Source organism: Stenotrophomonas pictorum JCM 9942 (assembly GCF_001310775.1).
GTDB lineage: Bacteria > Pseudomonadota > Gammaproteobacteria > Xanthomonadales > Xanthomonadaceae > Stenotrophomonas > Stenotrophomonas pictorum.
Map to the genome: position 1 here is coordinate 1 of NZ_BAZI01000371.1, position 2,564 is coordinate 2,564.

A 2,564-nucleotide genomic window follows, 5' to 3' on the forward strand; every position below is an offset into this window, starting at 1 on the left:
AGGCACGGCCGGCCGCGCTCGGCAATCCGGCCTGCTTCCCGGCCGGCCATGCCGGCTCCGGCTACGCCTGGGTGGCGCTGTTCTTTTTCATGCGTGAAGTGCGTCCGCAGTGGCGCTGGCCGGCCCTGCTGACGGCGCTGGCGGTCGGGGCTATATTCGGCGTGGCCCAGCAGCTGCGCGGTGCGCACTTCCTGTCCCATGACCTGTGGTCACTGGCGATCAGCTGGGCCGTTGCCTCGACGCTGTACCTGCTGCTGTTCGCCCCTGCCGTCGCTCCATCCGCCTCACCCGCACCGGTCAGCGTCCTGGAGGAAGCCGCATGAGCACTGCCGTTCCTGTTGCCCGCACGTCGCGCCTGTCCTGGCGCCAGCTGCGCAGCTGGCGTCCGCAAATCAGCACCGAAATCCTGATCCTGCTCAGCAGCGCGTTCTTTGCGCTGGTCTGCAACGGGCTTTTCTGGCGCAGCGCGATGGCCACCAACCCCGGCAATGTGCTGCTCGCGGTCTCGCTGTTCGCCTTGCTGCTCAGTGTGCATGCGCTGCTGCTGGGCCTGCTGGTGTGGCGCTGGAACGCCAAGGTGCTGCTGACCGTGTTGTTCGTCACCACCGCCTTCGCCACGCATTACATGAACAGCTACAACGTCTATCTGGACGCGGACATGCTGCGCAACGTGCTGGCCACCGACCACAAGGAATCGCGCGAGCTGATGACCCCGGCGCTGATCCTGCCGCTGCTCGGCTACGCGCTGCTGCCGACCCTGCTGCTGTGGCGGGTGCGGCTGCGCAAGCGCAGCTGGGGCAAGACGCTGCTGTGGCGGGTGCTGCTGCTGGCCGGCGTGATGCTCATTGGCGGTGGCGGCGCGATGGCCTCGTTCCAGGACCTCTCGGCACTGATGCGCAACCATCGCGAAGTGCGTTATCTGGCCACGCCGGTCAATTACCTGATCGCGCTCAAGCAGAACCTGGCCACCGCCAGCCCGATCAAGCGGCAGCCCAAACTGCCGCTGGGCACCGATGCCAAGGCCACGCCGCGCGCGGCCGGCAGCAAGCCGCGCCTGCTGGTGCTGGTAGTGGGCGAAACCGTGCGCGCGCAGAACTGGGGCCTGAACGGCTACGCCCGCCAGACCACACCGGAGCTGGCGCAGACCGGCGCGATCAACTTCCCGGACATGCATGCCTGCGGCACCAGCACCGAAGTCTCGCTGCCGTGCATGTTCTCCCCGTTCGGCCGCCGCAACTACGACGAGAAGCAGATCCGCGGCAACCAGTCGCTGCTGCACGTGCTCGAGCACGCCGGCATCGCCACGCTGTGGCGCGACAACCAGTCCGGCTGCAAGGGGGTGTGCGAGGGACTGCAGACCCAGCACCTGGACGATGCCACCACGCCCGGCCTGTGCGCCGATGGCCGCTGCATGGACGAGATCCTGATTGACGATCTGGCCGCGCAGGTGCGCGCCAAACCCGGTGACCGGGTGGTGGTGCTGCACCAGCTGGGCAACCACGGCCCCAGCTACTTCCAGCGCTACCCGGCGCAGTTCCGCCAGTTCGTGCCCACCTGCGATACCGCCGACCTGGGCCAGTGCAGCCGCGAGCAGATCGTCAACAGCTACGACAACTCGATCCGCTACACCGACCACTTCCTCAGCCGCACCATCGCCGCGCTGCGCGGTATCGAGGACTACGACACGGCGATGATCTACCTGTCCGACCACGGCGAATCGCTCGGCGAGAAAGGCCTCTACCTGCACGGCATGCCCTACGCCATCGCCCCGGAAGAGCAGACACGGGTGCCGATGCTGATGTGGTTCTCGCCCGGCTTCGCCGCCGATCGCGGCATCGACCTGGCCTGCCTGCGCGAGCGGGCCGCACAGCGCGCCGACCACGACAACCTGTTCCCCTCGGTGCTGGGCCTGATGCAGGTCAAAACGGCGGTGTACGACCGCGCGCAGGACGTGTTCGCCGGCTGCAGCAGCTGAGTACCGGCATCTGGCGGAGAGCCCTATGGCCACCTTCCCGCACTGGCTGCCCTGGGCGCTGCTGTCGGCGGTGTTCGCCGCGCTCACCGCGATTTTCGCCAAGCTCGGCCTGCAGGGCATCGATCCGGATCTGGCGCTGCTGCTGCGCACCGCGATCATCGTCGTGGTGCTGGCGATGTTCGTGACCGCCACCGGCAAATGGCACAACCCGCTGCAACTGCCCGCCACCACCGTCGGCTGGCTGGCGGTGTCGGCGCTGGCCACCGGCGCCTCGTGGCTGTGCTATTTCCGCGCCCTGCAACGCGGTCCGGCCGCGCAGGTGGCGCCAGTGGACAAGCTCAGCGTGGTGCTGGTGGCGCTGTTCGCGGCGGCCTTCCTGCACGAGCGGCTGGCGTGGCGGGAATGGCTGGGCGTGGCGATGATCGGCGGTGGCGTGCTGCTGATGGCGATCAGGCGCTGACCTTTGTCCACTTGCGGCGCTGACGCGGCCGCTCTACCTTCGCCGGACTTGAAATCACTCCGGGGATCACCGTGAAGAATCGTCATCTGGTATTGGCCGCCGCGGTTGGCGTGGCCGTGCTCTCGCTGG

The 2,564-nt window shown here is 67.9% G+C and carries 3 protein-coding genes; all 3 read left to right on the forward strand.

What is annotated here, in order from left to right:
* Positions 1-323: phosphatase PAP2 family protein (locus JCM9942_RS13835; protein ID WP_256202392.1), on the forward strand; the 323-nt coding region annotated here is incomplete at its 5' end.
* The gene (locus tag JCM9942_RS13840) at positions 320-1,975 is read left to right on the forward strand and encodes a phosphoethanolamine transferase (RefSeq protein ID WP_054660398.1); all 1,656 of its coding nucleotides are present in this window, start codon (positions 320-322) and stop codon (positions 1,973-1,975) included. The genes JCM9942_RS13835 and JCM9942_RS13840, both read left to right, overlap by 4 nt.
* A gap of 25 nt (positions 1,976-2,000) precedes the next feature.
* Complete coding sequence (locus JCM9942_RS13845; protein WP_054660400.1) at positions 2,001-2,435, forward strand: EamA family transporter; 435 nt, start codon at positions 2,001-2,003, stop codon at positions 2,433-2,435.
* Positions 2,436-2,564: the final 129 nt, after the last annotated feature.

What these genes read in the sequence shown, in the direction of transcription:
- JCM9942_RS13840 (WP_054660398.1), top strand. Translation starts at nt 320, where the DNA reads ATGAGCACTGCCGTTCCTGTTGCCCGCACGTCGCGCCTGTCCTGGCGC.
- JCM9942_RS13845 (WP_054660400.1), top strand. Translation starts at nt 2,001, where the DNA reads ATGGCCACCTTCCCGCACTGGCTGCCCTGGGCGCTGCTGTCGGCGGTG.